Genomic DNA, 22,769 nt, shown 5'->3' on the forward strand with positions numbered 1-22,769 from the left:
GAGCCGGTGCAGAGGAGGGATGGCGGAGTGGGCGCCCGAGCGCCCACCCCACCGGAGATGAAGAGGTCAGCTCACCGCGGTGATGGTGAGCGTGGACCGGTAGTTGCCCTTGTCGATCGAGGTCGGGAACTTCAGGTTCAGGTCCGCGCCCAGCTCAGTGTCGCCGAGCGAGTGGCCGGCTGCGGCCGACCCGAGGGTGCGCGACACCGACAGGCCGGTGCCGTTGTTGAAGCCGGACTCGACCGGGTCGCCGGCAGCGGCGCCGGCGCCCTCGGCGAAGACGTGCGGCTGCCAGCCGAGGTACTTGCTGGAGAACGTCTTGTCGCCGTCCTGGAAGTCGGTCACCTGACCGTTCACCGCCCAGGCCGCACCCGAGGTCCGGGTGTCCGTGACGGTGATCGGGTTGATGTCGCCCGAGGCCAGGAAGAAGCCGGTGCCCTCGGCGGCCTCGCCGAGGTCCACCAGGCTGTTGTCGCCGTCGATCTCCCAGCCGAACTCGCCCGGTCCGGCCTGCGGCACGTCGACCTGGATCGACTGACCCTCGCCGTGGTAGGGCCGGATGGCGACCTTGTCGATCGTCGAGCCGACGGCACCGTTGGGCGAGACCTCGCTGCGGATGTCCTCGACGACCAGCCGGTCGTGGCGCACCTCGACCTTGACGTAGGAGCGCTTGTTCTCCTGGCTCTCGACCGAGTTGGCGTAGTGCCGCTTGCGGCCGGCGCTGTTGTCGAGCGGGTCCGGACCGAACTCGCCCGCGACCGGGTTGGTCAGTGCGTAGTACTTCGAGCCCGAGGCGGAGTTGCCCGTCACGTAGACGACGCCGCCCGGACCCTGCTCGACCTCGGCAGCACCGGGCTGCTCGTCGGGGTTGGCCTTCTGGCCGTTCTTGATCAGGTAGCTGCGCGAGTACGCGTGGTCATGGCCCTGCAGGACCAGGTCGACGCCCAGGTTGGAGAACGTCGTGGGGAAGTCCTGGCGACGGACCTTCGCGTCGCTGTCGTTGGCGTGCGACGCCGGGGAGTAGATCGCGTGGTGGTAGACGAGCACGGTGTACTTCGCCGCGGCGCCGTGCGCGTTGATCACGTCGGTGACGTACTGCAGGTGCGCCGCGTCCGAGCCGCTGGCGTACGCGTTGCTGTTCAGGTCGATGAACAGCACGTCCTTGTAGATGTACCAGTAGTCGCCGCCCGAGTTGCTGGAGCCGGTGTAGAACGGCGCCGAGCGGTCGGTGTTCGGCGTCCAGAAGTGCTGCTCGTAGGCCTTGCCGCCCACGTCGTGGTTGCCGATGGTGGCCGCCCACGGGTACTGGCGCAGCTGCGCGGGCGCGAGGAACGCGTCCCACTGGGACTCCGTGTTGGCAGTCTCGACCTGGTCACCGCCGGAGACGAGCAGCTCCGCGTTCGGGTTCGCCGCACTCGCCACGTTGAGGGTGTCGGCCCAGCCGGCGCCGTCGTTCGCGACGTTGCCGGAGGCGCCGATCTGCGGGTCGCCGAAGAACAGGAAGTCGAAGTCGCCCTCGAAGTCCTGGGTCTTGAAGGAGTAGGTCGGGGACCAGGCGCCCTCGACGCCGGCGCGATAGGAGTACGCCGTGTCCTCCTGGAGGCCGTCGATCGTGGCGTGGCCGTTGAAGCCCCCGTTGACCAAGTTGGCGGCGACGGTGGCCGGAAAGGTCATCGTCACGGAGTCGTCGGGAAACTCTCCGGCGACCAGCGTCGAGGTCGGGGCGACCTCGACCACCTGCGAGGTGTTGGCCGAGGCGTACCACGACACGACGCGCTGGGACTCCGAGGAGCCGACGGTGAGCACCACGCCGGAGAGCGTGGCCGGGTCGTCCGCGTTGGCTGCGGACACCAGGCCGGTGCCGAGCACCGCGGTGAGTCCGAAGACTGCCGCGCTGGCACCGACGGCCGCGCGACGTCGTACAGACCCGGAGGCCTGCAGACACTGATTCAACTTCATCGAGATCCGTCCATTTCGGGTTCGAGGAGCAGCGAGAGATAGGAGGCTGCTGGCTACCGAGAAGGTCAGCGCGCCGAATCTGTCGGTGGCGCGTGTACTCGAGATGAACGCAGACGAGCGCGGCGGCGGCACGTTCCCTAAGACGTAGGGCAAATGCTCAGAGCCCTAGCACACGTTGGGCAAACCAGAACAGCCCCATCGCCGACACGGCCGCCGCAATGGCGCCCGTCACCCACAGGCCGAGGGTCGGCGCACGGTGCCGGAGCAGGGCCAGCAGCGGGAAGACCAGGACGATGATCGAGAGCTGGACGAACTCGATGCCGATGTTGAAGACCAGGAGCGACCAGAGCAGCGTCCACGACCACGCGACATCGATCCCGAGGGCACCCGCGAAGCCGAGCCCGTGCACGAGGCCGAAGCAGAAGACCACGCCGAGCCGGGTCCAGCCGGCGCGATCCAGGCTGAGGTGGCCCTCGCCGCTGTCGATGTCCAGAGCGCCCGATCCGCGCCGCCAGAGCCGCCAGAGATACCAGCCCGCGACGACCGCGATCGACAGCGCGATGATCGGCTCGACGATCTCCGAGGGCACGTCGACCAGGCCGAGCGCCGCCAGCACGAAGGTGACCGAGTGCGCGATCGTGAACGTCGTCGCGGCCAGCACGATCTCGCGCAGCCGGCGCGACCCTGCGATCAGGGCGAGCAGGAAGAGGATGTGGTCGAGCCCGAGGAGCAGGTGCTCGGCGCCGAGCTTGAAGAACTCCCAGAACCGCTCGCCCGTCGACTGGTGGGTCGAGAACGACGGCTGGTCCGCATCGAGCGCCGCGCTGCCGGTCCGCAGGTCGAGGTCGTAGGTCACGATCGTCTTCGTGCCCTTCACGTAGCCCTCGTCGTCCGGGAAGAGGCCGCTACGGATCTCGTGCTCCTGGGCGGATGCGGGGCACGTGTAGTCGAGGACCAGGAAGGCGTACGGCACTCCCTCGCGCATGTTGATCGTCGCACCGCCGACCTGCGTCGGCGTGCAGTCCTCGTCGCCGACCGAGACCCCGAAACGCCCGGTCACGTAGGCGAGGACGGTGTCGGCGTGGTCGTCGAGCGCGGTGACCTGCGCGGCCTCGTCGGCGTCCTGGAACGCGGCGTCACCTTCTTGGAACAGCGGGTCGTCCCCCTCGGCATCGGCGGCGGAGACGACGAGGAGGTCGTACTCGAGCCCGAGCTCGGTGCGGACGTGCCCGGATTCGGGCGACGTGACGTCGACGTACACCACCGAGGAGAAGCCGTGGGCGAGGGACGAGGCCGAGCTCAGCAACAGGGCGATCAGGATGAAGACGGCCGCGAGAGCGGCTTGGACAGCGCGGCGTACGGGGTTCGACACGGCTCCTCTTTCTTGTTGGCGAGCGCAAGTTGTCGGTCGCAGGTGAACGGACGGCAGCGCGGCGGCCAACCCGTGAAGAAGGGACCGCGACGAACCCCTGGGTGGGTCTCGATCTCAACCAGGCATGGGATAGGAACCCTTCTGTGCTCCTGCGACTCCGTCCTGCCCTCACACTCGTCGGCGTCGCTGCGACCCTCGCCCTGGTGTCCGGCTGCGGTTCGGCCGACGACTGGTCCCGGCCGCACGCAAGACCGTCGGCGGTCGGCACCCTCGCCGAGGGCTTCACCGACCCGGCCAGCCCGCCGCGGCCCGAGTCGACGATCACGCCACGGCCCGGCTCCTGGGACGGGGTGCACCCCTCCGAGGACTACCGCGTCGTGCTGCTCACGGCGGGTGACGACGAGGCGACCGGCACGCTCGTGGACGCCGTACGGCGCTGGGCCGACGACGAGGAGGTCAGCCTCAAGACCGTGACCGCCACCGACCCGCACCACTACGTCGACAAGATCGACCGGGCCATCAAGATGGCGCCCGACCTGATCGTCACCGCCGGCAACGACCTCGTGGACCCGTTGGCGATGGTGAGCGCCAGCCATCTCGACCAGCCGTTCCTGGTGGTCGGCGCCGAGCTCGCCGAGCCGACCCACAACGTCACGGCCGCCGACTGGACCGGTGCGTCGTTCCGAGGCGAAGGGCTCGGCGCGTCGTCGACGTACGATCCCGCGTCGTTCACCGCGGAGCGCGCGATGGACGCCGTCCGGGCCGGCGTCGCCGCGGTCCTCAGCGGCGTGACCGGGATCGTCATCTGGCTCGACTAGGGTGCGAGCCTAGAGTTCTCCCCGTGCCCTACGTCGACCTCCTCGGCCACCCGACCTACCACGAGATCCACGGCGACGGTGAGCCGTTGCTGCTGCTCCACGGCGGCTACTGCTCGATCGAGAACCTGCGCGGCCTGGGCGACGGTCTCGGCACCTCCTACCAGGTGCACGCGCCGGAACGCGTCGGCCACGGTCGTACGGCGGACCGCGACGGCCCGTTCAGCTATGCCGGTGGCGTCGACGAGACGATCGCCTACCTCGACGCTGTCGGTCTCGACTCGGTCCACGTCGTCGGCTTCAGCGACGGGGCGATCCTGGGGCTGCTGATGGCGCTGGACCACCCCGGCCGCGTGCGGTCGGTCGTCTCGATCAGCGCCAACCTCGACCCCGACGGCTTCGTGGCCGACGAGCTGTTCGCGCGGGCGATGTCCGAGGAGGACAGCGCCGAGATCGAGCGCGACTACAAGAAGCTCTCTCCCGACGGCCCGGAGCACTCCGACGTCGTCGTCGCGAAGCTGACCGAGATGTGGAAGACCGAGCCTCACATCACGTCCGAGATGCTCGCGACGGTGCAGGCACCGACGTTGGTCATGGCGGGCGACCACGACGTGATCCGTCCCGACCACACCCTCTTGATCTCGGAGAGCATCCCGGGCGCCCAGCTCGCGATCGTGCCCGCCGCCGGCCACCTGGTCGCCCAGGACCGCCCGGCCCTGCTCGAGATGATGGTGCGCGAGTTCCTCGACCAGGTCGGCCGATCCTCGACTAATTGAACACGTCCAAAACTGCGGTGGTGTGCCGCCATGCGCATCGTCATCCCCGGGGGCACAGGCCAGGTCGGCGGCATCCTGCGACGGCGGTGCGCCGCGGCCGGGCACGACGTCGTCGTGCTCAGCCGGCAGCCTGAGACGTTGGAGCCCGGCGTACGCCACCGGGCCTGGGACGGCCGCACCGTCGGCGACTGGGCCGAGGAGCTCGACGGCGCGGACGTCGTCCGGCGTGAAGCGGACGCGAGCAAGAATCAGGCCGGGCCCAGAGGGGCCAGCAAATCCCGGGCCGCCAAAGACGTGACGTTTAGCCGACCCGTGGGACTGCGGTTAGGCATGTTGAGGCAATGAAATGACAGCTCCGCAGTCAAGGCGGACCTGCGCTGACATCAATCTGCTATGAACAAACGCTGCCGGGAGAGTCGACCTCCCCCGGCAGCGAATATCTCAAGACGTCACTTCGAGCTCTTGTACTGCTCCAAGATCTCGCCGGGGATGCGCCCACGCTCGGGCACGTCGATGCCCTGAGCCTTCGCCCACACCCGGACGTCCTTGGCGCTGTAGTCGCTCTTCGAGCCAGCACTCGTACTTCTACGACGCCCACCGGTCTTCGTGGCGTGCTCGAGATACAGAGCGATCGCCTTGTCGAAGCCGGCTGCTTCCTTGTCGGTCAGGTCGATCGAGTAGCTCGCACCGCGGTACGAAAACTCGATCGACTCGCCCTTACCGTCGGCGATCTCGTCCCCTGACAGATCGCTGACGAGCTGAGTAATAACGCGCTGTGCCATAACAAGCACCCCTCCCAGGGCATCCCCCGTCCAATAGGACAGGCACCACCATACGATGAATGTCCGAAAAGTAGCGGAATTAGGCGCTCGCTAGCAACCAGAGAATTCCCGCGTGACTTCCCGGGAAGTACGCGGCGATGTCTAACCAGGCGCCTTCAGCCGCCAGAAGGAACGCCGGCGGCTCTCCCCTCCGTGGCATGCCACCAGCGAGCCGCTGACGTAGAAGGCGAGGTCGGAGGCCGGACCCGATGACGGACGAACCGCCGAAAACCGAGGACACGTTGACGATCGTGCCGCCCTGCTCCTGCTCCTGCATGACCGCATTCGCCGCCTGCGCCAGAGCGAGCGGACCATCAGGTTGAGCGCGACGATCTTGTCGTGGAAGCGCGGCGACGCGTCGGCCGCGGCCGCAGAGTGCGCACCGCCCGCGTTGTTGACCGCGATGTCCAGCCGACCGAGTCGCGAACCCACGGCCTCCACCATCGCGGGGGCCGCGAGGTCCCTTACGTCGACCACTTCACCGAGGACTGCATCGGCAAAGTGTCGCTGACCCCGAGCGCATGATCTCCAGCAGCATCATCCAGGGGGTCTGAATCGACTCTCCACGGAAGTACGCAGTGTTCGTCGGCAGCGACACTTTGCCCGGCCCTCGACAGCCTGACTCTCCCAGCACAGCCCGCACGACTGGGGGCGAGTCGGAGCCGACTCGCGAGCACTGAGAGCACCTGGGCCTGACCTGCGAGTTCGCTCGCACCTGACCTTCGGAATTCGCCCCAGCTGTCCAAGTGGACGAGTCCCCACATCTCCGGCACGGGCTCGTCGCGACTGCACATCCGGTTGCTACTTCCACACGACGATCTCCAACCCGCGGGTGGTGAGTCAGTCCGTGGCGTAGGTGAGCCAGGTGATGAACATGAACAAGCCGATGATCCCCGCACCGACCAGGACCGCGCCCAGGAGCGCGATGGCCGAGGCCCACCGCTCCTCGTCGTACGTCCGCGCAGACTCCCGGCCCTGCTCCGGCACGTGACTTGTCATCTCGTCCCTCCCTCTCGCGGGCGAGCGGACCCGCTGTCTCCTTGGTACTCCTGATCGGAGGACGTCGCTAGCCCCTGAGGGGCCGCCCTCAGCACAGCGGCCTTCGGTTGGCAGCGATCCATCCAGAACCGCCGTCACACACACTCACAGATCACGCGGTGGCCGCGTCTACGTCCGGCGTACGCGCCGGACACGATCTCGGCGACCGCGCTACACCACTATCGGGGACTCAAGTCGTGCCTCGGGGCGTTGCTACCCGCGGCCACCGGCTGGGATCGCCTCGCGGCCATGCTCGTTCGACGTTTCGCGCAAGAATCGACCGCGACGTGATCCGGGCAGTGCAGTGACACTCCCTGTGCGGTGGCCGTCCACGTCGACCCGGCCGCTCACCTCTGGCCGCCGTACCAGATGCATCGCTCCGATTGTTGTGCAGTCCGCGCGACAGCATCAGGACGACAAGGGAGATTGTCGCCCACCAACCGAGTTGAACGAGCTGCGGTAGTAGGTCAGCGGCTCTCCATCCGGGAGATGGCCGAGCTCGTGGACTCGTCCGACGACGAGCAGGTGATCCCCCGCGTCGTACTCGGTCTCGAAAGTGCAGTCGATCCAGGCCAGGCAACCGTCGATCACCGGCGTCCCGCTCGCGAGCGGGTGCCAGGGGACGGTCGCGAACTTGTCGGTCCCCTTGCTCGCCAGGGCCAGCGCGACGTCCCCCTGGTCCTCGGCGAGGACACTGATGGCGAACCGGCGAGCCTGACGGAGCACCGGATAGGTCGACGACGTCCGAGCGGGGGCGAAGGCAATCAGTGGCGGATCTAGCGACAGGCTGATGAACGACTGGCAGGTCATGCCCACCGGCCTCCCGTCGACGACAGCGGCGATGGCGACCACCCCGGTGCAGAAGCTGCTCATGGTGGCGCGGAAGTCCGCGCTCGACGGGTCAGCCGTCACGGGGGACCCGCTTCCCGAGGGCCGGACCGACTGCCCACATGACGAGCAGCGTCAGCAGGAGCGCGGCGCCCGGCAGGGCGAAGGCCCAGGCGAAGCCGGTGACCGTCCCCGCTGCGACGAAGACCCCCAGCACCTGGCTGCCGACGGAGCCTCCCATCGTCCGCGCGGAGGCGTTGACGCCCATGGCCTCCGCGGACTGCGTGATCGGCGTCGCCTCGACGACCAGGTTCGCGAGGCCGGTGAACGCGAGGTTGAGCCCGATGCCCTGGGTGAGGACGATGCCCACGATGACCGACCAGACCTGCTCGGCCACGCTGGCCATCAGGGCGTAGCCAGCCACCATCGCGAGCATCCCGACGACCAGCGGCAGTCGGCTGCCGAACCAGCTCCCGAGGACGCCGGCCAGGGTCGCCGCCGGGAAGCCCAGGACCATGGCCGGCAGCATGAGGAGACTGGTCGTCGTCACGCTCAGCCCGAATCCGACGCCTTCGCTCTGCAGCAGTTGCGCGATGACGTAGACGCCCCCGTACATCCCGAAGCCGACGGCGGCCGCGCCGACGTGGAGCGGCCAGACGGGCCGGCCGGCCAGCAGGCGCAGGTCCATCAAAGGCGTGGGCGCGTTGCGCTCCCACATCACCCAGACTGCCGTCATGACGGCCCCGACGGCCAGCGGCACCAGGACCCGGACCGAGCTCCAACCGTCGGTGGAGCTGGAGGAGATGCCCAGCAGGATCGGCACCATGGCCAGCACCAGCAGGACCCCACCGGGCCAGTCGAGACGGCGTCGGCCGACCGGCCGGCCGACGTGGCCGGGCACGTAGCGCCACACCATCGCGGCGGCCACCAGGGGGATGACCGCGGCGAGCGCGAAGATCGCGTGCCAGGAGACATGGTCGACCAGCGGCCCGGTGACGACGAGGCTGACCGCCGCGCCGGCGCCGAACATCGCCGTGAGCAGGCCGACCGAGGAGGACACCTGGCGCGCGGGTACGGCGTCCCGCACCAGGGCGACGCATAAGGGGAACACCGCCCCGCCCAGCCCCTGGACGGCGCGCCCCACGATCAGCCACGGCAGCGAGGTCGCGAAGACACCGATCGCCCCGCCGGCCGCGAAGACGCACAGCACCGCCACCAGGACACGTCGACGACCGAAGTGGTCGCCCACGACACCCAGGATGGGGGTGCCCACCGCCGTGGTCAGGAGGAACGCCGACTGCAGCCAGGTGATGTCGCTCGCGCTGACGCCGAGGTCAGCCTGGATGACCGGCATGGCCGGTACGACCAGCATCTGGAGGAAGCTGAACGCCAGCACGGCCAGCGTGAGGGCGGCGATCGTGCCGGTCCCCCGCTGCGCCGTCGCCTCCCCGGGGCCCGTGGTGGCGGCCCCTTCCGAGACGCTCACCGGATCAGCGCGAGCGTGGTCATCCCACCATCGACGACCATCGCCCCGCCGTCGGCGAGCGTCGTCAGCGCCTGGGTCGCCAGCAGGGCGTGCGAGCGGGCGTTGACCGCCCACACGTGGTCCCAGGTCGCGGGCGAGGTGTCCCCCATGCCGAACGGCGCGACGATCCTGGTGCCGGCACCGACCATGATCCTGCGGGCGTGCAGACTGGTGCCGCCCCGCTCGTCGGCGGTCACGCGCTCGCCTCGGCCCGGTCGAAGAGCGGGATGACCTCGGCCCCGAACCGGGCGATGTTCTCGAGGGCCTCCCGGTGGCCCATCGAGCCCACCTGCATCGTGGCGGTCAGCTGGCCGAAGCCGAGGTCCTCCCCCATCGCGTGCAGCTTCTCGGCGACGGTGTTCGACGAGCCGACCAGGATGTAGCCGTCCTTGACGAGGTCGTCGTAGGACAGGTGCGCGAACTGCTTCGCCCCCGACTTGAGCATGTTGGTCAGCGAGGCCTTCGAGGTGTAGCCCGGCGGGAAGTAGTACTCGCGCTTGATGCGCAGTCCGATCTGGAAGAGCCATTCCATGTGCACCCGGGCACGCCGGTGTGCCTCCTCGTCGGTCTCGGCGACGAACGTCGGGATGGACAGGCCGATCTGCTCGCTGGTCAGCTCGCGGTCGACCTCGTCGGCGGCCTTGCGGAAGCTGTCGAACCACATCTTCTGCACCCGCGTCGGCGCGAACACCGACAGGAAGGTGTAGCCGTGCTGCGCCGCCCACTTGACCGACTCGTAGGAGCCCGAGCCGGGCACCCAGATTGGCGGATGCGGGTCCTGGTAGGGACGCGGCCACACGTTGACGTAGCGGAACTCGTAGTGCTTGCCGTACCACTGGAACGGCTCGGTCTCGGTCCACGCCTTGACGATCAGGTCGTGGGCCTCCTCGAAGCGCTCGCGGGAGTGCGTCGGCGTGATGCCCTGGGCGTAGTACTCGTAGCCGATACCGCGCACGAAGCCGCTGATGATGCGGCCCTTCGACATGTTGTCGCGCATGGCGATCTCCTCGGCGATCCGCAGCGGGTGATCACGCACCGGGAGCGCGTTGCCGAGCACCGCGATCTTCACCCGCTCGGTTCGCTGGACAAGCGCTGCGGCGATCAGGTTGGGCGAGGGCATCAGACCGTACGCTGAGCTGTGGTGCTCGTTCACGCACACGCCGTCGAAGCCGGCCGCCTCGGCGGAGACGAGCTCGTCGATGTAGTCGGCGTACAGCGTCGAGCCGACCTTCGGGTCGTAGAGGGCGTTCGGGATGTCCAACGACGCCGACTCGTAGTTTTCCTGGAAGTCGGCGGGCAGGTGGGGGTAGGGCATCAGGTGGAAGCAGTTGAAGTACATGGCGTTCCTTCGGGAGAGGGTCAGCGGCGCTCAGCGCAGGAACTGGGTGACCAGAGCGATGGTCTCGGCGGGCTTCTCGAGCAGAGGCGAGTGGGCTGCGTCCGCGATCACCTCCAGGCGGGCGTTCGGGATCGCGGCTGCGTAGCGCTCGCCGTGCACGAGCGCGACGACCCCGTCGTACTGACCCCACAGGACGAGGGTCGGCGTGCCGATCCGGTGCAGGCGCGCCTCCAGTTTCGGGTTGTTGAAGAACGGCTTCCACGAGTAGTGGGCCAGCGCGGCCTTGTCACTGGTCATCTGGACGATCTGCTCGACGGTCGGCTCGCCGGCGAAGAGCCGGGCGGCGAACTCCTGGTCGTGGAAGAGCGCCGCGGCGGTCTCGGCCTGGTTCATGGCGAAGGTGTCGGCGACCGGGTTCTCGGGGATGCGCAGGCCGACGGCGTCGATCAGGACCAGCTTCGGGAACCGCCGGTGCGCGATGGACGCGAGCTCCGCGGCGATCCAGCCACCGAAGGACGACCCGACCAGGATCACCGACTCCAGGTCGAGCGCGTCGAGGAGCTCCAGGTAGAGGAACGCGAGGTCGTGCGGGTCGTCGAGGCCGTCGTACAGCTCGGTCTCGCCGAACCCCGGGTGCTCGGGGACGTGGACGCGGTAGTCCTGGGCCAGTAGGTCCAGGAAGGGCCGCCAGGAGCTGCCGGCGGCGGGGTGCAGGTAGAGCAGGGCGGGTCCGGATCCGGCGGACTGGACCCGGATCCTGCCCCAGGTCGTCTCGATCCAGGTCACCTCGACCTGGACGCTGTCAGTGATGGTCATGGCTCTCGGTCCTCTCTCTGGTGGGCGGTCGGCGGCAGTGCCCGGTCGAGACCGGTGGGGCCGGGCGCCGGAGAGGACCGGGTCGAGTCGGGTCGCGTGGTCCGAAGCCACCCCGGACTCGTGCAGGCTCGCCTGCGCCGAGTCCCCGGGGCCGTTCACCCGCTCATGGCCAGCATCGTCATCGGTGCCCCTGTTCTGGGATGGGTGGTGAGGATTTCGCGGTCGGCCCACGCAGGAGCCGGCCGGCGATGGCCGGCGGCTCCTGCGTGGGCGTACTCGTCGGTCGTGCAGTACGTGGCGTGGCCGGGGCTGGGCCCGAGGCTCCGACCCGAGCTCAGCCCAGGGTCTCGGCGAGCTTCTCGGCGCGCGCGAGGGGGGCGGGGTCGACGAAGGTGTCGAGGTCGGGAGCCTCCGGGAGGATGCCGAACTCGAGCGACTGCTCCTGGCCGTCAGCGAGCCACTCCTCGTCGATCACGAGGGGATCGACGGGCGAGCCGTCAGGGCGCTCGGACATGAGCTTGATCGTCTCCTGCACGTTCACGATGTTCTGCTCGTGAGTCGCGAGCCCCTCCATCGACATCGCGTCGACGTCGGCGACCGCTCCCTCCGGATCGGCGAGCACGGTGTTGACGCCCTTGATCAGGCCGGCGAGGAAGCAGCCGACCGCGTCCGGGTTGGCGTCGAGGAACTCTCGGTTCGCCACCACGCCGTGCGCGGGCAGGGCGACCCCGGCCTCGTTCGCGTCGATCGTGTTGAAGTCCTCCTCCAGCGACATCCCGAGGCTCTCGATCTCCGCGACGTGGAAGAAGCGCTGCAGCTGGTACATGTCGACGGTGCCGTTGATGAGGTCGCTGACGCTCGGGCTGGCCGGGACGATCTCCACTTCGTCCTCGGCGACGCCCGCCTGCTCCATCAGGGCGTGGAGCTCGGGATCGAGATCGCCGGAGTTGGTGTTGGTCGTGAGTCCCTTGAGGTCCGCGCCGTCGGCGAACGGGGTGTCCTTCATCGCGGCGAACAGGACCGGGCTCTTCTGGTAGTACTGACCGATCCAGACGAAGTCGGCGCCCGAGAGGTTCGCGTTCTGGGTCTCGTCGAACTGCAGCAGGCCGAGGTCGGCCAGGCCCTGGCCCATCTGCGCCGGGGCGCTGATGTTGGGCCCGCCGTCGACGAGCTCGACGTCGACGCCGGCCTCCTCGAAGAAGCCCCGGTTCTGCGCCACCATGAGCGCGACGTACTGGGCGTTCGGGAAGAAGGAGAGCTGGAACTTGATCTTCGTCCCGTCGCACTTCTCGAGCGGGGCCGACGGGTCGCTGACGGCGCTGGCCGACTCGTCGTCCGATCCGCAGGCGGCGAGCGCGAGCACCATCGAGATCGCGACCGCTGCGGCCGACCATCGCTTCATGCTGAACATCGTGGATCTCCTTGGGTGACTGGTGGCGGTCACGGCTTGTGCCGCGCCGCCCAGGGAAAGAACACGCGCTCGACGACGCTGGCGAGCGCATAGACGAGGACGCCGACCAGCGCCAGCGCGAACACAGCCGCCCAAGCCTCGGCTGTGTCGAACCGACCGAGCGCGTGCTCGATCTCGAAGCCGAACCCGTCACCGGTGCGCATGATCTCGCTGAGGATGACGGCGACGAGCATGATCACCGTGGCGTACTTGACCTGCGTGAAGAGATGGGGCACCGCGCTGGGCAGTCGCAGCCCACGGAGGACCTGCAGCCCAGAGGCGTTGTAGGAGCTCATCAGCTCCAGCGCCTCCGACTTCGCGCTCGTGAAGCCGCGGTACATGTAGATGAGCATCGACGGCGCCACCATGATCGCGACGACCGTGATCTTGAGGACCGTCGCCGAGTCGACCCAGAGCGCGACCAGGGCGACCAGGGCGATGGCCGGGAGCGACTGAACCGCTGCGCCCATCACGGTGACCTGACGCGCCGTACGACCGGGGAGGGCCATGATCGCGCCGGCTATCGCCAGTCCGATCGCCTCACCGAGGGCGAAGCCCAGCACCCCGGGGACCAGGGACTCTTTCGCTCGTTGGAGGAGCGTGTCCCGGTTGGTCCACATCGCCTCGGCGACGTCGAAGGGCAGCGGGACCGCGAACTCCTTGAGGTCGAAGAGGTGGTGGACCACCTTCAGCTGCCACACCGCAATCACCAGCACCGCGACGACGGCGGGAGCAAGGACCGCCTGCACCTTCGGGCGCATCCGGAACGCGCCCATCAGGCGACCTCTCCTCGTACGGCGACGTCCCAGGGTGCGACGAGTCGCTCGGTGATCGACACCGCCTGGGCCATCAACGCGCCGAGCACCGCGAGCACGACCATCGCCACCCAGACCAGGCCGGCGAAGTTCGGTCCGTATACCTGGGCCGCGAGGACGAGGTAGCCGAGGCCCTGCTGGCCGCCGGTGAGATCGACCAGGACGGACCCGAGGACGCTGAGCGGCGCGGCGATGCGCAGCCCGGTGAACACCAGCGGCAGCGCGGACGGCGAGAGCAGGTGACGCAGCGTCTGGAGCCGGCTGGCGTCGTACGACTCCATGAGCTCGCGGGCCTCCGGTGGCGCGGCCTTCAGCCCGCGCACCGTGGAGACCGCGACCGGCAGGATCGTCACGAAGCCGGCGATCAGCAGCCGGGTCAACGTCGGGTTCCGGAAGACCGTCTGCATCACCGGGACCAGGGCGATGACCGGGATCATCTGTGCCATCAGCAGGTAGGGCATGAATGCCGCCTCCAGCCACGACGACTGGCTGATGAACACGCCGATCCCGATCGCGATGACGGCGCCCGCAAGGAATCCGAGGACCGCCATGGTCAGCGTGACGCGGGCCGCGCTCATCACCATGTCGAGGTTGTCGACGAACTCCTGCACCACGAAGTGCGGGTAGGGGAGCTTCGCGTCGGGAAACGGCTCGTCGCTGAGGTGGACGAGGAAGGCGCCGACGTACCAGACGGCCAGGATCGCGACGATCACGCCGAGCAGGCCGTACGACGACTGGAACGGGAGCCGCCGCACTCCACTCGGGACGATGCCGGGGGCCGGGACGGTCGCCACTAGTTCTCCTGCGAGTAGATGAGCTCGCGGATCTCGCCCTCGATGTCGACGAACTCCTTCGACTGGCGGATGTCGTCGAACCGCGGGCGCTCGAGGTCCACGTCGATGACCTTCATGACCCGGCCTGGGCGCGCGCTCATCACCACGACGCGATCGGCGAGCAGCACGGCCTCGGAGATCGAGTGGGTGATGAACGTGACGGTGATGTCCGGCTTGCTGTCCCAGATCCGGAGCAGCTCCACCTGCATGCGCTCGCGGGTCATCATGTCGAGCGCACCGAACGGCTCGTCCATCATCAGGAACCGGGGCCTGAAGGCGAGCGCCCGGGCGATGGCGACCCGCTGCTGCATGCCGCCGGAGAGCTGCCAGGGTCGCTTGGTCGCGAAGTCCTGCAGACCGACCAGGCTGAGCATCTCGTCGGCGCGGGCCCGGGCTTCGGCCTTCGAGACGCCGATCAGCTCGAGCGGCAGCTCGACGTTCTTCTGGACGGTGCGCCAGTCGAAGAGGATGGGCTGCTGGAAGACGATCCCGAACTCGCGCGCCTTGCGCATCTGCTCAGGCGAGCGGCCCTCGAAGTCGATCGAGCCCGACGTGACCGGCTGCAGACCGGCCATCAGGCGCATCAGGGTCGACTTGCCGCACCCGGACGGGCCGAGGAGGGCGACGAAGCTGCCGGGCTGGACGTCGAAGGACACGTCCTCCAGAGCGCTGACTGCCTTCTCGCCGGTGCCGAAGATCTTTCCGACACCGGTGATCGAGACCACCGGCCCCGAAGCGGGCTCGGCGCTCTCCACCCGGGTCGCCGAGATCTCGGCTTCCGGCTGCATGAGCATGGGCTCGTCCATCTCTCACCTCTCCGATCCGCCAGGGCCGCATGGCCAAGGTGTATTCAGTCGCCACTAGGCGGTGGCATATGTATACTTTCGACACTTGCTCTTTGGGAAGAGGAATGGCCCAGAAAGTTCGGGCCGCCGCCGAAGAATTGACGTGCTCGAAACATCCGCGCGGAGGACGCTGTGGATCTGCACTACCGCTCGGCGAGCGACCTCATCGCTGCCCTCCGAGCCGGGACCCTGCGCAGCGTCGAGCTGCTCGATGCGCTCCTCGCGCGCATCGACGAGGTCGACGACGGCATCAACGCGTTCGTGACGATCGACCGCGACGGCGCCAGGTCCGCTGCGGACGACGGCGGGCGCACTGTTCTTCGCCGGCCACGTGCCCCAGCGATGCCGCCGTGGCGCGACTGCGCGCGGCCAGCGCGGTGATCTTCGGCAAGACCAACCTGCCGACGCTCACCGCCGACGGCCAGACCTTCAACGCAGTGGCCGGCGCGACGAGCAACCCGTGGGACCTGACCCGTACGCCGTTCCGTCGTCCTCGATCCCTCGGCCGAGGCCGACGCCGCTGGAGATCGGCAGCGACATAGCGGGCTCGATCCGCATCCCCGCGTCGTACTGCGCGTCTTCGGGCACAAGCCGACCTTCGGAATCGTCCCGCTCCGCAGCCACCTCCCGCCGCCGCCCGGCAGTCCGGCCGATGTCGACATGAGCGTGATCGGCCCGCTCGCCCGCGGGGTCTGACGCCCGAGAGGTTCGCCGAGCTGCTGAACCGGATCGATGCCGCCGACCCCGACGCCGACGCCTGCGCCGACGCATCCGCCGCGCCCGGCGGATGACCATGAGCAAGCTCGAATGGAACCGGATCGACGAGGAGCGCTGGCGGGCCCGGACGGCCCGGGCCGGCTTCTTCGACACCTGCGACGCCTGGCTCTCGCCCTCGGCGCTGAGGACCGCGGTCGGGCACGACCAGGACCGCGAGATGGACGACCGGTGGACGGAGTGCTCGTCCCCTACAGGGACCAGGTCAACTGATCGCGCCGGCCAGCGTGGCCTACCTGCCCGCGACCTCGCTGCCCGCCGGACCGAGCCCCGATGGGCTGCCGGTCGGGCTCCAGGTGACCGTGCCCTACCTGTCCGACCGCACCACGACCTTTCTGGGCGGCCCGGGGTGCCGACCCGTCGTCGTGTCCGAATCTTGTGTCGCCTGTATACAGACGACATTATTTCTGCGACAGTAGGTCGCGAGCACCCCCTACACACTCACTCCCCGGAGGATCCCGTGCCCAAAGATCTTCGGACCTTCATCGAGCAGGTCCAGCAGTCCAACCCGACCTCGTTCCTCACCACCAAGAAGGAGGTCGATCCCCGCTACGAGCTGACCGGAGTCCTTCGGAAGTTCCAGGAGCAGGGCCAGTTCCCGATGGTGCTCTTCGAGGACGTCAAGGGCTGCGACATCCCCGTCCTCGGCAACGCCCTAGGTCACCGCGAGCGTCTCGCGCTGCTCTTCGACACCGACAGCAACGGCCTCGCCGCGGCGTACGAGAAGAAGCAGGGCCAGCAGATCCCGCCCGTCGAGGTGGAAGCCGCAGACGCCCCCGTCAAGCAGGTCGTCCAGACCGGCGCCGACGTCGACGTCACCTCGATCGCCACGATCGTGCACTGCGAGGGCGACGGCGGCGAGCACGGGGAGTACATCTCCTCGGGCGTGACCCTGGCCAAGGACAACGACACCGGCGTCTACAACGCCGGCATCTACCGCATCCAGGTCATCGGCCCCACCGAGCTGCGCCTGGACCCGGGCCAGTACTCCCACATCTGGCACCTCCACCACAAGGAGGAGGAGCGCGACCAGCCGCTCGAGATCGCGATCGTCATCGGGCATTATCCGACGCTCTACATGGCCTCGCAGTTCCGCGGCTCGCTGGAGGACGACGAGATCCACGTGGCCGGAGGTCTCGCCGGCGAGGCGATGCGCATGGTCAAGGCCGAGACGCTGGACATGATGGTCCCGGCCGACGCCGAGATCGTCATCGAGGGCCGGATGCTGCCGCACGTGCGGGAGCACGAGGGCCCCTTCGGCGAGTTCTCCTGGTACGTCGGACCCGCACACGACGCGCACGTCGTCGAGATCACCGCGATCACCCGCCGCAGCGACGCCATCTACCAGGACGTGTTCAACGCCCACCCCGAGCACAACCTGATCGGCATGGTCGGTCGCGAGGCCGGCATCCTGTCGAAGGTGCGCGCGGTCGTCCCCTCGGTCAAGGCGGTCTCGATGCCGTTCTCGGCCGTGTGCCGCTTCGCGGCGTATGTCTCCATCAAGAAGGAGTACGACGGCCAGGGCCGCAACGCTGCTCTGACCGCACTCGGCGCCGACCCGTTCGTCAAGCTGTGCATCGTGGTCGACGACGACATCGATCCCTACGACGAGTCCCAGGTGATGTGGGCGGTCGCGACCCGCGTACGGGCCGACAAGGACGTCATCATCATCCCCGAGGCCTACACCTGCGAGCTCGACCCGACGGCGTACTCCATCGAGGACCCGACGAAGAACGGCGCCCTCAACGCGAAGTGGATGATCGACGCCACGAAGCCCGTCGGACTGCCGTTCCAGGAACTCGCCGACGTACCTGCCGAGGTCTGGAAGAACATCCGCCTGGACGACTTCTTCCCGGCGATGTGACGGCGGAAGCCGAGTAGGCGGAGCCTGACGTGTCGGTCACCACGAGCCGCAAGGCACAGCACATCGCTGCGGCGCTCGATCCCGCGGTCGTGCGTCGCAGTGGGCCCGGCTGGCCCGAGATCGAGCTCTTCCACGAAGCGCTGCCGGAGCTCGACGCCGAGGAGGTCGAACTGTCCACCGACCTCCTCGGCTGGCGGCTCGGGGCGCCGCTCGTCGTCGCCGGCATGACCGGGGGGTACGACGGCGCGACCGAGATCAATGCCCGCCTGGCCCGCGCTGCCGAGCGGCACGGGCTCGCGATCGGCGTCGGCAGCCAGCGCACCGTCCTTGACGACCCCAGCACGACAGCCAGTTACGCCGTGGTGCGCGAGTGCGCGCCGACCGCGCCCGTGATCGGGAACATCGGCGCCTCCCAGCTCATCGCCCAGGGCGACCGGCCCGCCGTCACCCCCGACGACCTCCGGTCACTGGTCGACATGGTGCACGCCGACGCGCTCGCCATCCACCTGAACTTCCTCGAGGAGGCGGTCCAGCCCGAGGGCGACAGCCGCACGCGCGGGTGCGCCGCGGCGATCGCCCGAGCGGTGGACGCCCTCGACGTACCAGTCATCGTCAAGGAGACCGGCGCCGGCATGTCCCGCAGCACCGCCGCGCGGCTGCGGGACCTCGGCGTCGCAGCCCTCGACGTCGGGGGCGCCGGCGGCACCAGCTTCGCGATCATCGAGCGGCTGCGCGCCGAGCAGCAGGGCGACCTGCCCCAGGTCGCCCTGGGTCACGTCCTAGGCGAGTGGGGCATCCCCACCGCTGCGGCGGTCGCCGCCAGCGCCGGCCTGGGCCTGCCCGTCATCGCGACCGGCGGTGTGCGCAGCGGGCTCGACGCCGCCAAGGCCCTCGTCCTCGGCGCCGACGTCGTCGGCGTCGCCCGGCCGCTGCTGCTCGCGGCACTGGAGGGCGACGACGCGGTCGACACCTGGATCACGCAGTTCTGCCTCGCGCTCCGCACCGTCCTGCTGCTCACCGGCGCAGGATCCCCGGCCGCCCTGAAGGACAAGCCATACGTCGCCCACGGCGCGATCCGCGATTGGCTGCAGACGCTCGGCGCGGTGCCGCGATGAGCGAGGAGCTCGAGCCGCGCGTCCCCGGTCCGGTCCGAGAGGCGATTGCTGCGGACGCCCCGCTCGCCGAGGGACTGACCCTGCTCCTGCTGACCGTGCGCGACGACGGCTGGCCCCACCTGGCCATGCTCAGCGTCGGCGAGGTCGTCGCCCGCGACGACACCAGCCTCGGGCTGCTGCTCTGGCCTGACTCGACCGCCACCCGCAACCTGCTCGCCCGGGGCCGGGGCACGCTCTGCGCGGTTGTCGACGGCGCCAGCTGGATGCTGCGGCTGACCGTGGCAGAGGAGCCGCCGGTGAGTAGCGAGCACGGCACCTTCCGGCGCTTCGCCGCCACGGTCGTCGCGACGCTCGTCGACCGGGCGCCGTACGCCGAGCTGACCAGTGGCGTGACCTTCCGGCTCCACGACCCCGACGCGGTGCTGCCCCGCTGGGCGGCGACGCGGCAGCTGATCGCCTCACCCCCGACCCCGACGACCGAGGAGCACCATGACTGAGCCATCCCCCACCCCTCGACGCATCATCGTCGGCATCAGCGGCGCGAGCGGCCCGCACTACGGCGTCCGCATGGTCGAGGTGCTGCGCGAGCACACCGACGTCGAGGTGCACCTGGTGCTGTCCAAGGGGGCGCGGGCCACCATCAAGTACGAGATGGACCGTGATCCCGAGGACATCACCGGCCTGGCCCACGTTGTCCACTCCGAGACCAACCTCGCCGCCTCGATCGCCAGCGGCACCTTCGTCACCGCCGGGATGATCGTCGCGCCCTGCTCGATGAAGACGCTCGGCGCGTTGGCGAGCTCCTTCAACGACAACCTCATCACCCGGGCCGCCGACGTGTGCCTTAAGGAGCGGCGCCCGGTCGTGCTCCTGGTCCGCGAGACGCCGTTCCACCTGGGTCACCTGCGGCTGATGCAGCACGTGACCGAGGCCGGCGCCGTCGTCCTGCCCCCGGTGACGGCGTTCTACCACCGCCCCACCACCATCGAGCAGCTGATCGACCACACCGTGGTGAAGACGCTGGACCAGTTCGGGATCCACCTCGACCTCGTCGACCGGTGGACCGGTCCGGCCGGCGTGCGATGACCTCGGACCTGTCGGGCGTCGAACTCGGCGATACCTTCTCGAGCCGACGCACCAGCGCGGACGTGGTCGCGGACGCCCTCCGCACGGCGATCCGCACCGGCGCCCTCCCCGAGGGCGCCGTGCTCAACCAGGGCACCCTCGCCGAGCGGTTCTCGATCAGCCGGCAGCCGGTGCGCGAAGCCATGCGACAGCTGATGGCCGAGGGTCTCATCGAGACGCGCGCCCATCACGGGTCGGTGGTGCGTCGACTGCCGGTGGAGCGGCTCGCGGAGATCTACGAACACCGGGCCCTGCTGGAGGGCGCGATGATCGGCCGGGCAACCGGGCGCATCCCCGCGGAGACGATCGCCGACCTGCGCGTCGAGAACGCCGCCATGAAGGCCGTGGTGGACGTCGATGTCTGGCTGACCCGCAACCGGGAGTTCCACCGCCGGCTCGTCGAACCCGCCGGCGACGAGACCGGGCTGGAGCTGGTCGACCTGCTGCAGACCCGTGCCGAGCGGTACGACCGCATGTGGTCCGGCCTCGACACCCTCCACCAGCCAGGACCCGCCCGCGACGAGTACGACGAGATCCTCGACGCGATCGAGTCCGGCGACGGCACCCGGGCCGGTGCGCTGCTGGCCGAGCACATCCGAGCCGCCGGCCGGCGGCTCGTCGAGATCGGCACCCGACTCGCGGCGGCCGGGCCACCCGCGCATTGACACCCATCTAAGATGTAGACAGTATTAACTAAGTCGCCACTACAGGAGGACCCGTGCCCCAGAGCCCCATCCCGATCGCCGAGTTCGAGGCCTCGTTCGCCGACCCGGCGGAGCCGCTCTTCCTGCCTCCGGTGGCGTACACCTCACCCGAGTTCTACGAGTTCGAGCGCGGCGCCATCTGGCGCCAGGAGTGGATCGTCGTCGGGCGGCTCGAGGAGATCCCGAACCCGGGTGACTACTTCTCCATCGAGGTCGACCGGGAGCCGCTGCTGATCGTGCGCGCCGACGACGGCTCGGTGAACGCCATGTCGGCCGTGTGCCGGCACCGCGGCATGTTCGTGGCCGAGGGCCGCGGTCACTGCGAGCGCTCCTTCGTGTGCCCGTACCACGAGTGGGCCTACGACAAGACCGGCAAGCTCATCGGGGCTCCGCAGGCCATCAGCATGCTCCGGAAGGGCGCGTCCCTCCCCCAACTGCGCACCGAGATCTGGCACGCCTTCATCTTCGTTTCCTTCAACCAGGACGCCGAGCCGCTGGCCCCGCGCCTCGCCGCGATCGAGGACGTCGTCGCGCCGTACCGCCTTGAGGACCTCCACGGGGAGTTCCTCACCGACCCGAACTACCACTTCGAGTTCGACTACGACATCAACTGGAAGGTCTACGCGGACGGGCAGAACGAGTGCTATCACTGCGACAAGCTCCACGGTGACGTCCCGCTGATGCAGAACACCGCCTGCGCGCAGATGAGCTTCGGGGTCCAGGACCAGGAGAACGGCGTCTTCCACTACATCCTGCCGGGCAAGGACATCGACGTCACGCTCAACCAGTTCGGCAAGTCGTTCTGGGGACCGATCGAAGGCCTGACCGAGGCCCAGCGGTGGGAGACCCAGGGCGTCATCATCGCCCCGAACATGGCCATGTTCATGATGCCCGACAGCGTCATCACCCTGATGTACTACGCGACCGGACCGACCTCGATGCGGGTCAAGCGGCACCGCCTCTACGAGCGCTCGACCCTGGAGCGGCCCGACTTCCAGGAGCGGCACGCCGAGGAGAACGTCGCCACCCGCTACTTCGTCCACCAGGACGACGTCGCCTTCGCGCGGGTGCAGCAGGGCATGGAGTCCCAGTTCGCGCCGCGCGGGCCGATCATCGCCAAGGAGCTGATCCTCGTCGGCTTCGCCCAGTGGCTCGTCGAGCGCTACAGGGCGGCGGAGGGCGAGTCCGCCCCGGTCGTCACCGCCTTCTGAATCCGGAGGACGAGATGAGCGAAAGCACCCCCTGGTGGATCGAGTACTTCGCCGAGAAGGACGGCTCCGGCTACGACATGAGGCGCTGGGCCGTGCAGAGTCCCCTGGGCCGGCGGCCTGCCGTCCTGGTGATCGACGTCGTCCGGTCCTTCACCGGCGAGGACGGCCAGTCGCTGGAGGAGGCGACCGCCGACTTCCCGACGGCCTGCGGCCCGAGCGCCTGGGAGGCGATGCCGCACCTGGCGGAGGTGCTCGACCTGGCCGCGGAGCTCGACTGGCCCGTTGTCTATACGACCGCGCTGCCCGGCGGTGCCCCGCTGTTCGGCGGCACGGTGAAGGCGGAGCTCGGTCCGCTGGGCTCCCCGATGGACCTGCCGGGTGCGCAGGACATCCCCGACGCGATCAAGCCGTCGGCGGACGCGCTGGTGTTCGCGAAGCCGAAGGCGAGTGCGTTCTTCGACACGGCGCTGGTCTCCTACCTGGTTCGCCGCGGCGTCGACTCGGTCATCGTGACCGGGGCGACCACGTCCGGCTGCGTGCGCGCCACCGTCATCGACGCGCACTCCCAGGGCTACCCGACGTTCGTCGTCGAGGACGCCGTCTTCGATCGGTCTCGGCTCAGCCACGCGGTCAACCTGTTCGAGATGAACGCCAAGTACGCCGACGTCGTCACGGTGGACCAGCTGGCCCGGATGGCGGCCCGCGAGGGCTGAGCCACGCGGCTCGGCTCGACCGCCCGGCCGG

General features: G+C 69.0%; 25 protein-coding genes. 12 read left to right on the top strand and 13 right to left on the bottom strand.

Features of this window, described 5'->3' with window-relative positions; genetic code table 11:
- Window positions 1-66: 66 nt before the first annotated feature.
- Both ABEA33_RS11310 and ABEA33_RS11315 read right to left on the bottom strand, forming a co-directional pair.
- Window positions 67-1,959, bottom strand: coding sequence for a purple acid phosphatase family protein (locus tag ABEA33_RS11310; protein ID WP_345526879.1), 1,893 nt, complete (start codon window positions 1,957-1,959; stop codon window positions 67-69).
- 157 nt (window positions 1,960-2,116) lie between these two features.
- On the bottom strand, window positions 2,117-3,331 hold the full coding sequence (locus ABEA33_RS11315; protein WP_345526880.1) for a HupE/UreJ family protein: 1,215 nt from the start codon (window positions 3,329-3,331) through the stop codon (window positions 2,117-2,119).
- A 143-nt stretch (window positions 3,332-3,474) separates the two neighbouring features.
- Between ABEA33_RS11315 and ABEA33_RS11320 the strand changes: the two genes are divergently transcribed.
- From ABEA33_RS11320 to ABEA33_RS11330, 3 genes are read left to right on the top strand one after another with little or no spacing between them, the layout of a single operon-like run.
- On the top strand, window positions 3,475-4,149 hold the full coding sequence (locus tag ABEA33_RS11320; protein ID WP_345526881.1) for a type 1 periplasmic-binding domain-containing protein: 675 nt from the start codon (window positions 3,475-3,477) through the stop codon (window positions 4,147-4,149).
- Window positions 4,150-4,172: 23 nt separating this feature from the next.
- On the top strand, window positions 4,173-4,922 hold the full coding sequence (locus tag ABEA33_RS11325) for an alpha/beta fold hydrolase (protein ID WP_345526882.1): 750 nt from the start codon (window positions 4,173-4,175) through the stop codon (window positions 4,920-4,922).
- Between the two features lie 30 nt (window positions 4,923-4,952).
- Window positions 4,953-5,267, top strand: a complete 315-nt coding sequence (locus tag ABEA33_RS11330; protein WP_345526883.1) for an NAD-dependent epimerase/dehydratase family protein — start codon at window positions 4,953-4,955, stop codon at window positions 5,265-5,267.
- 104 nt (window positions 5,268-5,371) lie between these two features.
- On the opposite strand, the gene ABEA33_RS11335 is transcribed toward ABEA33_RS11330, so the two are convergent.
- The 11 genes from ABEA33_RS11335 to ABEA33_RS11385 form a co-directional block, all read right to left on the bottom strand.
- A complete protein-coding gene (locus tag ABEA33_RS11335; RefSeq protein WP_345526884.1) occupies window positions 5,372-5,704 on the bottom strand; it encodes a histone-like nucleoid-structuring protein Lsr2 in 333 nt (110 codons plus the stop codon).
- Window positions 5,705-6,583: 879 nt separating this feature from the next.
- The gene (locus tag ABEA33_RS11340; protein WP_345526885.1) at window positions 6,584-6,742 is read right to left on the bottom strand and encodes a hypothetical protein; all 159 of its coding nucleotides are present in this window, start codon (window positions 6,740-6,742) and stop codon (window positions 6,584-6,586) included.
- 447 nt (window positions 6,743-7,189) lie between these two features.
- Entirely contained in the window at window positions 7,190-7,693 is a 504-nt protein-coding gene (locus tag ABEA33_RS11345) for a flavin reductase family protein (protein ID WP_345526886.1), read from the bottom strand.
- Window positions 7,683-9,095: an MFS transporter gene (locus tag ABEA33_RS11350; protein WP_345526887.1), complete on the bottom strand. Its 1,413-nt coding sequence runs from the start codon at window positions 9,093-9,095 to the stop codon at window positions 7,683-7,685. The genes ABEA33_RS11345 and ABEA33_RS11350 overlap by 11 nt, the downstream gene beginning before the upstream one ends.
- Window positions 9,092-9,331, bottom strand: coding sequence for a hypothetical protein (locus ABEA33_RS11355; RefSeq protein WP_345526889.1), 240 nt, complete (start codon window positions 9,329-9,331; stop codon window positions 9,092-9,094). The genes ABEA33_RS11350 and ABEA33_RS11355 overlap by 4 nt, the downstream gene beginning before the upstream one ends.
- Window positions 9,328-10,473, bottom strand: coding sequence for an LLM class flavin-dependent oxidoreductase (locus ABEA33_RS11360; RefSeq protein WP_345526890.1), 1,146 nt, complete (start codon window positions 10,471-10,473; stop codon window positions 9,328-9,330). The genes ABEA33_RS11355 and ABEA33_RS11360 overlap by 4 nt, the downstream gene beginning before the upstream one ends.
- A gap of 30 nt (window positions 10,474-10,503) precedes the next feature.
- Entirely contained in the window at window positions 10,504-11,289 is a 786-nt protein-coding gene (locus tag ABEA33_RS11365; RefSeq protein ID WP_345526891.1) for an alpha/beta fold hydrolase, read from the bottom strand.
- A gap of 334 nt (window positions 11,290-11,623) precedes the next feature.
- Window positions 11,624-12,700, bottom strand: coding sequence for an ABC transporter substrate-binding protein (locus ABEA33_RS11370; protein WP_345526892.1), 1,077 nt, complete (start codon window positions 12,698-12,700; stop codon window positions 11,624-11,626).
- A 29-nt stretch (window positions 12,701-12,729) separates the two neighbouring features.
- Window positions 12,730-13,515 (bottom strand): ABC transporter permease, encoded by a 786-nt coding sequence (locus ABEA33_RS11375; protein ID WP_345526893.1) that lies wholly within the window; start codon window positions 13,513-13,515, stop codon window positions 12,730-12,732.
- Window positions 13,515-14,348, bottom strand: coding sequence for an ABC transporter permease (locus ABEA33_RS11380; protein ID WP_345526894.1), 834 nt, complete (start codon window positions 14,346-14,348; stop codon window positions 13,515-13,517). The genes ABEA33_RS11375 and ABEA33_RS11380 overlap by 1 nt, the downstream gene beginning before the upstream one ends.
- Window positions 14,348-15,193 carry an ABC transporter ATP-binding protein gene (locus ABEA33_RS11385; RefSeq protein WP_345526895.1) on the bottom strand — a complete coding sequence of 282 codons (846 nt, stop codon included), beginning with the start codon at window positions 15,191-15,193 and terminating at the stop codon, window positions 14,348-14,350. The genes ABEA33_RS11380 and ABEA33_RS11385 overlap by 1 nt, the downstream gene beginning before the upstream one ends.
- A gap of 171 nt (window positions 15,194-15,364) precedes the next feature.
- Here ABEA33_RS11385 and ABEA33_RS11390 point away from each other — a divergent pair, with 171 nt between their 5' ends.
- From ABEA33_RS11390 to ABEA33_RS11430, 9 genes are all read left to right on the top strand, one after another.
- On the top strand, window positions 15,365-15,613 hold the full coding sequence (locus tag ABEA33_RS11390; RefSeq protein WP_345526896.1) for a hypothetical protein: 249 nt from the start codon (window positions 15,365-15,367) through the stop codon (window positions 15,611-15,613).
- Window positions 15,583-15,774 carry an amidase family protein gene (locus tag ABEA33_RS11395; protein WP_345526897.1) on the top strand — a complete coding sequence of 64 codons (192 nt, stop codon included), beginning with the start codon at window positions 15,583-15,585 and terminating at the stop codon, window positions 15,772-15,774. Before ABEA33_RS11390 ends, ABEA33_RS11395 begins: the two co-directional genes overlap by 31 nt.
- 692 nt (window positions 15,775-16,466) lie before the next feature.
- Window positions 16,467-17,870, top strand: coding sequence for a UbiD family decarboxylase (locus ABEA33_RS11400; RefSeq protein WP_345526898.1), 1,404 nt, complete (start codon window positions 16,467-16,469; stop codon window positions 17,868-17,870).
- Window positions 17,871-17,899: 29 nt separating this feature from the next.
- The gene (gene fni, locus ABEA33_RS11405) at window positions 17,900-18,985 is read left to right on the top strand and encodes a type 2 isopentenyl-diphosphate Delta-isomerase (protein WP_345526899.1); all 1,086 of its coding nucleotides are present in this window, start codon (window positions 17,900-17,902) and stop codon (window positions 18,983-18,985) included.
- Window positions 18,982-19,482, top strand: coding sequence for a hypothetical protein (locus ABEA33_RS11410; protein ID WP_345526900.1), 501 nt, complete (start codon window positions 18,982-18,984; stop codon window positions 19,480-19,482). Before fni ends, ABEA33_RS11410 begins: the two co-directional genes overlap by 4 nt.
- Window positions 19,475-20,071, top strand: a complete 597-nt coding sequence (locus tag ABEA33_RS11415; protein WP_345526901.1) for a UbiX family flavin prenyltransferase — start codon at window positions 19,475-19,477, stop codon at window positions 20,069-20,071. The genes ABEA33_RS11410 and ABEA33_RS11415 overlap by 8 nt, the downstream gene beginning before the upstream one ends.
- Window positions 20,068-20,775, top strand: a complete 708-nt coding sequence (locus ABEA33_RS11420) for a GntR family transcriptional regulator (protein ID WP_345526902.1) — start codon at window positions 20,068-20,070, stop codon at window positions 20,773-20,775. Before ABEA33_RS11415 ends, ABEA33_RS11420 begins: the two co-directional genes overlap by 4 nt.
- A gap of 53 nt (window positions 20,776-20,828) precedes the next feature.
- The gene (locus ABEA33_RS11425) at window positions 20,829-22,025 is read left to right on the top strand and encodes an aromatic ring-hydroxylating oxygenase subunit alpha (RefSeq protein WP_345526903.1); all 1,197 of its coding nucleotides are present in this window, start codon (window positions 20,829-20,831) and stop codon (window positions 22,023-22,025) included.
- Between the two features lie 14 nt (window positions 22,026-22,039).
- Window positions 22,040-22,738, top strand: a complete 699-nt coding sequence (locus tag ABEA33_RS11430; protein ID WP_345526904.1) for a cysteine hydrolase family protein — start codon at window positions 22,040-22,042, stop codon at window positions 22,736-22,738.
- The last annotated feature ends 31 nt before the right edge of the window (window positions 22,739-22,769 follow it).

It is taken from the genome of Nocardioides endophyticus, from assembly GCF_039543845.1.
GTDB lineage: Bacteria > Actinomycetota > Actinomycetes > Propionibacteriales > Nocardioidaceae > Nocardioides > Nocardioides endophyticus.